This window comes from Arsenophonus sp. ENCA, from assembly GCF_002287155.1.
GTDB classification, from domain to species: domain Bacteria; phylum Pseudomonadota; class Gammaproteobacteria; order Enterobacterales; family Enterobacteriaceae; genus Arsenophonus; species Arsenophonus nilaparvatae.
In genome coordinates, this window is sequence record NZ_NHNG01000714.1 from 1 (window position 1) to 6,423 (window position 6,423).

A 6,423-nucleotide genomic window follows, 5' to 3' on the forward strand; every position below is an offset into this window, starting at 1 on the left:
GCAGAAATTCAGGAGGAAGGTATCGATTTATACCGTTGGCGCGGCAATAGTTTCTAAATTGCCTGCCATTATGCACACCCGATTTTTGATAAATTGATTGCAAGTTGTTTTCTATTGTCCGATGGGACAAATTAAGTTTCTTGCCAACTTCTTTGCTGCTTAATCGCTGTAGCGTACAAAAGATAATCTGGCGCTCTCGCTGGCTAAAGCTGTTATCTGAATGGATAAGATTAATGGTATAAGGGGTCTCACCCTCGATATATTCAAGCAACGATAAAAACAGGAAGGGCTGAGCATAAAAAAATGCCCCTTCGTAAACATCTTTCTCATCGAAGCGCGGAAAAAAATCAAACCGCCACGGTTGGGGCGATTGTTTGTAACCACCGGACAGCGTACTGAGCAGCGATAATGGCAATTTCTTATGGCGAACGACCTCCTCGTGCGCATGAAAAACGTCAAGCACCTGAGAAGATTCTAGCGTCATCCCCAGAATATCCGTCATCGCGGCATTGGTATAATCCTGAGATTCGGCATCGGTAAACCCACAGGGGATCGTCAAACTTTGGCAAAATTGCTCGATTGTTCTGTTCATGCGACACCCCCTATTTTCAGAAGGGATGCACGTTGGCGAGGTGTCAGATTACGTGAAATGCGCGCAAATTTAGCGAGTATCGCTGGTCTTGCGCTACAAACACGCTTACAGAAAATGGGATGCAGATTTTTAGGGCAAGTTTTCAGGGGGGTAGTAGCCATGATAGCAACCTCAGTAAGTAGCTGGACTTGCTACCACCAGAATTGTCACGTTCATGGGTGGTAGCCCAGACGGGGGTGACAAACCGGCCTTACTGATACCGGCCATCCCAAAGGATGCCCCGCCTGAGCTACCATAATTTACAGATATGCCTAGGCGTTTTTGCGACATAAAAAAGACGCGTGGCGCGTCGTCTGTCGCCAGTAAGATACACGGGTTGTCACGCCCGGTTATCCATTTTTAGATAACACATCAATTATAGCGTCTGAGCAGAAAAGCGGCAAGAACATCTTAATATAGGCAGGTGTATTTTAAGGGTCATACTTAGCAGTATTTACTTTGACTTAAAACGCCACAATTTATCGGTGCCAACTTTTATGCCTATTCTTGGTGTGGCAATATATTCAGGTTGAATAGTAGAATCATAAACACAAAAGTTATGACATTGCGTTAAATCAATTTGATTATTATTTTTTGTGATATTTAATTTTTTGCAAAGTTTACCCGGCCCATCCAAAGAGAGATGCATCGGTTTCTCTAATTCTATGCCTCGAATTAAAACCGCCGCTGGAAATCCTTCACGCTCGGTCACAATATTCAGGCAATAATACATGCCGTAAATAAGATAAACATAGGAAAACCCGGCAGCACCAAACATAACTGCTGTTCGGGGCGTACAGCCTCTCGCGGCATGGCAGGCCGGATCATCCTGCCCTACATAGGCTTCGACTTCGTTGATAACCCCGTAATAGTCTGCAAACTTTAAAACTTTTCCCAACAAATCCTTTGCCACACAAAGCGTATCACGCTCATAAAATGAGCGAGGTAAAATAGTGTTACTCGACATCGATTAATCCATCAGTGCATTAATCTCAGCATCAGACAGCCCCGTCGACATCTTGACAATCGCCCGATCAACACCGTTGGCCAGAAGCTGGCGCGCTATGGTTCTGGCAGATTCTTGCCTACCTTTTTCAATGCCTTTTGCTATGCCTCTCTGTTCACCAAGATGAATACCCTCTTGACGGCCTTTCAAGATGCCTTTTTCTATGCCACGCTGTTCACCAAGTTTCTCGCCCTCTTGCCGTAGCTGCTCTGCAATGGTCATCACCACCTCCCGATAATCAGTTGCTTTCTCCGCAATCTGATACAAAAATTGCGTTGCATCAGAAGTATTTCCTCGTTCTACAATATAACATATTAATCCGCGAAATAGCTCAGGCTGCAATACCCACTGATTGAGCAAGGATGCTATCTCATGACTTAACTCTAGCATATCGCGGGTACGGATATGCTTCATCACCAGTTCCATCAGGGCAACATGTCGATGTGTGACAATCTCCTCGTCCGGGATGGCCGTCACGTCAACCAGAGGAAACGCCTGCATATAAACCGACTTTGCCAGTTCCGGATCAGCAAAACAATCCAGACAATGGGTACTGTAGGGATACGGCGAAGTTTTACCTTGATAAAACAGCATCGGTATCACCACTGGTAAGGTGTCGTTGCCCTGCTCAAGGTGCCGCTGCATGGCGGCAACCGCATACCTTAAAAGCCTAAATGCCATCAGTTTTTCAGGTCTGCTTTGATGTTCGACAACACAATAGACATAACTATCATGACCAGCGATGGTCTTCATCGAATAGAGCATATCTGAGCACTGACTACGCAGGTCTGCCTCAATAAAGCTGCCGGACTCCATCGCCAGCGTACTAAAATCACACAATTGGCGAAGTTTTTCCGGTAAATGAATTTTCAGGAAATCCCGAGCGATGGTGATATCACCAAGGAATTTTTTAAATAAACTGTCATGATGGGAAAGCTTACTCATTTCTAGACTCTTTTTTCTGCTAGTGAATTTTTTAACTTATAAATCTCCCGCTTGCCTTTTTCCCGTTTCTGCTCTTTTTCTTCCTGCTCCGGCGTCAAGTTGCGATTATTAAAAATCACCATATTAGATTTTGCATCGTAACGAATACTGTAATCTGGCAAGTCGTTCGCTTTAGCCAAATTCTTTAACATTCTTTTAAACTCTGCTTTATTCGCTGTACTACCCGTTTTCAAATGAAGTTTCTCAAGAGAAATAGTAAACTCCCTCTGACTACCACAATGCTTACGTGCTATTTCATAAAGTCGCCTGTCTATCGCTTTTCTGATTCTAAAATAATCAGAACTTATTTTCAGAACTTTTCTCTTATGCAACGCCTGATAAAGCCAGTTAGGTAATGTTATCTCTACCATACCAATATCTAGCTTTCCTTTTTTTTCATCAATAATACGCCATTCATCTATTAAGCCAAATCCGATTGACTCCTGCTTTGCATCAGAATAAACAATATTTGTCGTTATTCTTGTTCCAGATAACCTTTTTAAAGATTTTTCTAATTCATTATACGTTCTTCCACCAATTTCTCTATTTGTAGTTACAAAAAAATCATAAGGCGTAAAACAAATTGTTCGGCTTATTTCTTCATTATTATTCATTGATTCTTGTAACTTAGATATACTGTAGATCCAAATATCTTTATCAAAGATAGTTGCTATACCTGAAGCAGTTGGTTCTACAATAACTGTTATATTACCATTTTCATATTTCCTCACGCGAGTATCACCCCCTTTCATAGAAAAAAAAGGATGTTCCATACTCGCCATCTCATCACGAAAACTAGTTAATTCAATCTCATCTGCAATAAAAAACTCCAACTCATGTTTACGTGGACGTAACGTTTTCAACTTGTTTGCTCTCACTTTGTCAGTATGATTGGCCATAGCCTTAATCCTATCTAGTGTCTAGGGTTATTGGTTAGAGTCCACCAAAAGTTCGCTGCTTTCGGTGGACTCGCACTTTCTGGAATCTACACATGCTCGATCTGGGAGTTACACATGAGTCTCCCCATCAATATCGTCATGAAAATGGCAATTTTTTGTACAAAGATTCAACATATGATAAAATTCACTGGGTTTTACACATAAATATAATGGGATCTACACATAAAATCAACAGGTGACATGTGGATATCTCAATTTAAAACTGGGATTTACACATAAAAAAACTGGGATTTACACATAAAGTACTGGGATTTACACATAAAGTACTGGGATTTACACATATCTAGTCAAAAAAAAACCTTAATAATTAAAATGTTAAGTCTGTTTTTTTTTCCTTAACTTATTTTAACTTATACATAACTAATCTTTTAACCGGGTTTCACCTCCTTGAGCCTGTGTATAACTTCATATGTGGCAACCCTCTAGATAGCAGATTTCTCAAGCATCCGTGTGAACGAGCCTCAATCAGCATTTGGTGCTCTTCCGCTTCCTCGCTTTGGCTGTTCGTTCCTCGTCGCTTCGCTCCTGCGGTACGCCTCAGCCAAAGACTGCGGCGAGCGGTGGGAGTTAAGGGGAGGGTTTTCTTTGGTTCTCAAACACGCTGTAACGACTCAGGAGCGATTTTATTAAGGTTGGACACGCAAGAATGGATTAACAAGCACAGAAGGGCTTACAAACGCGTATAGGGCGGATTTCTGGTCTGCCGTTCCCTGTCGATGGCAAACAGCAGGGCAACACCCGAAAGCAAATCTGGCACGACATCCGTTTTTGTGCCAAAGCGACCATTGTACAAACCACCCCAGCGGCGAACGAGCAACCAGTCACCAAACAGATCATTCATCAATTCGGCTTCGTACCAGCGTATCTCCGATTCCCAACGCCATTTCAACATTTAGCCATAGCCCTTTTGGTGTTATACTTTGTTGAGTAAGCGCTCTCTTCAATGGCCGCCAAAACCGGAGAACAAGGCCATGAACGATAAAGTATTACAAGATCTCGAAATATGAGAATATTCTGTCTGAAATATAGGTGCAACCTTTAACCGGAAATGAAAACAATGATGCTGTTTAACCTTACAAAAGCCGCTACGGAACACCTCTTTCCTGATTCTGTTGCGAAACAGCAAGGAGACATTATCCAGCGACGAAGAGGTGAAAATATTGTTCTCTATGACCGAGACAGTAAACAGAAAGATACGGTAGATTTTGTTTTTCATCTCCATGCTATAAAAGTAAAACGATTTTATTGCGTAGTTGCTATTGAGAAAGAAACGCGCTGGGTGCACATTATTCATCATGTCAAAAAAGGTGATGTGAGAGAATTTACCCGCCGGTTTCACGAACGGTTGGTGAATGGCGTCGCTAACATGATTATGCACGTTAAACCAAACTCAATAGCATTACTGGATATGACGGTTGATAACTATACCACTGCTAACCAAGAGATGCTTTTTGTGCATAAAAGTGATAAAAGCTGCAATACTCATATATCACAAATTGTTTGGATTTATCGAAATGTTATTGATGAACACGGTTTCCCCGGTAATGAACTGGATGCCATGTATTTTGATATGGAGCAGAACGCCTTCATCAGAAAGACCAAGCAGTCAAAAGATTATTTTTACCCTGCGGAAGCGATGCTAGAAAAATTTCTACGGTCATATGCCGCTATGACGGAAAAAGAAATACAGCTTGCCGTGCAAGGCAATCGTAAAGGCTGGATAATCTCTGGAGCAAAAGATGAATGCAATATGCATTGAACAAACGAGATTTTATTGAATTACTCAATCGCTATCAAAGTAATAGAGCCTCTCTCTTCTCGTTAGGATTTTCTTACCATTTTATATTATACGGAAAAAAAGAGCGGATCCCCAGCATAACAAACCAAAGGAAGCTTTCCTGCGACAAACTTTGGTTAAGTGAATGGAAAAAAGATGCCCGCAGGGCATAGAAGGCGGCGCTCATTAGTAACAATATTCCCCCAATATTAATCCGCCGAAGCCCGCCCTGAGAAGGGCGGATAGATAGTCAAAATGAATTTCCATACCCACTATCCTGCTAGGCGGGTTTTCTTTTTGCCGACTGTCAGCGACACCTTTTTCTAATGGTCGAAGACAAAAGAATGTTACTGCAACGTTGAAAACTCGTCGTTTGCATTTCCAGAATCCGCCATACAAAATAGCCGACAGAACCACATAAAAACACAAGACCGGATAGGCGTAGCCACTACAAATGTGCACATTTGTAGGCCTCGCCAGCCGCTACACGGGGTTTTTGGAGGAATTCAAAAGGAGTAAAATTTTGACAGAAGAAGAACGACTACAGAATTTTTGGATAGAGGCTGATGCGTTATCCGGCGTAAGCTATTTTGATGCTGTTAATGCTGGTTTAGAGCCAGTGAAATATCACTATCCGGTAATGTCACAACAACAGGTATCGGCGCAACTTAACTTTAAAGTGTGGGAACGGTCAAAACTTTGTTGTTACTTCCGTTGCCTTGATTCAGGGGACTATTTTAAAATAAATTTGTTCTTCAATGCCAAAACAGGAGGGCGCTATGCTTCACAACAAGGCGGTATTGATTTTAAATCATCGAGCCTTTTAGGGGAATGCTTTTTACTGGATATTATGATAAATGAAAAAGGTTATCCGATATTAAAAAGTGCACGAATGCTTGACGGTCAGGGAGTGTTATGAATATTAAAGAACGTAGCCTGTTAAGTGAAGATGAATCTGAAATTTATTGTAATCTTAACCGATTAATGACCGAAGGTGTTGTTGTTTTTGTCAAAGTAAAACTGTCGGAATTTTTAACACCTACCGCTGAATATGGAACAGAACTAT

7 protein-coding genes are annotated in these 6,423 nt (G+C 41.6%); 2 read left to right on the forward strand and 5 right to left on the reverse strand.

The window, feature by feature from the left end:
* From CBG25_RS18640 to CBG25_RS18660, 5 genes are all read right to left on the reverse strand, one after another.
* The coding region (locus tag CBG25_RS18640; protein ID WP_290608535.1) for a helix-turn-helix transcriptional regulator at nucleotides 1-592 on the reverse strand (592 nt) is incomplete at its 3' end.
* Between the two features lie 493 nt (nucleotides 593-1,085).
* Nucleotides 1,086-1,598, reverse strand: coding sequence for a DNA-3-methyladenine glycosylase (locus CBG25_RS18645; protein ID WP_290608537.1), 513 nt, complete (start codon nucleotides 1,596-1,598; stop codon nucleotides 1,086-1,088).
* 3 nt (nucleotides 1,599-1,601) lie between these two features.
* The gene (locus tag CBG25_RS18650) at nucleotides 1,602-2,582 is read right to left on the reverse strand and encodes an Rpn family recombination-promoting nuclease/putative transposase (protein ID WP_290608539.1); all 981 of its coding nucleotides are present in this window, start codon (nucleotides 2,580-2,582) and stop codon (nucleotides 1,602-1,604) included.
* 2 nt (nucleotides 2,583-2,584) lie between these two features.
* Nucleotides 2,585-3,520, reverse strand: coding sequence for a replication initiator protein A (locus tag CBG25_RS18655; RefSeq protein WP_290608541.1), 936 nt, complete (start codon nucleotides 3,518-3,520; stop codon nucleotides 2,585-2,587).
* 730 nt (nucleotides 3,521-4,250) lie between these two features.
* Nucleotides 4,251-4,472 (reverse strand): hypothetical protein, encoded by a 222-nt coding sequence (locus CBG25_RS18660; protein ID WP_290608542.1) that lies wholly within the window; start codon nucleotides 4,470-4,472, stop codon nucleotides 4,251-4,253.
* 165 nt (nucleotides 4,473-4,637) lie between these two features.
* Here CBG25_RS18660 and CBG25_RS18665 point away from each other — a divergent pair, with 165 nt between their 5' ends.
* Both CBG25_RS18665 and CBG25_RS18670 read left to right on the forward strand, forming a co-directional pair.
* Nucleotides 4,638-5,339: a hypothetical protein gene (locus CBG25_RS18665; protein WP_290608544.1), complete on the forward strand. Its 702-nt coding sequence runs from the start codon at nucleotides 4,638-4,640 to the stop codon at nucleotides 5,337-5,339.
* 541 nt (nucleotides 5,340-5,880) lie between these two features.
* Entirely contained in the window at nucleotides 5,881-6,276 is a 396-nt protein-coding gene (locus CBG25_RS18670; protein WP_290608545.1) for a hypothetical protein, read from the forward strand.
* The last annotated feature ends 147 nt before the right edge of the window (nucleotides 6,277-6,423 follow it).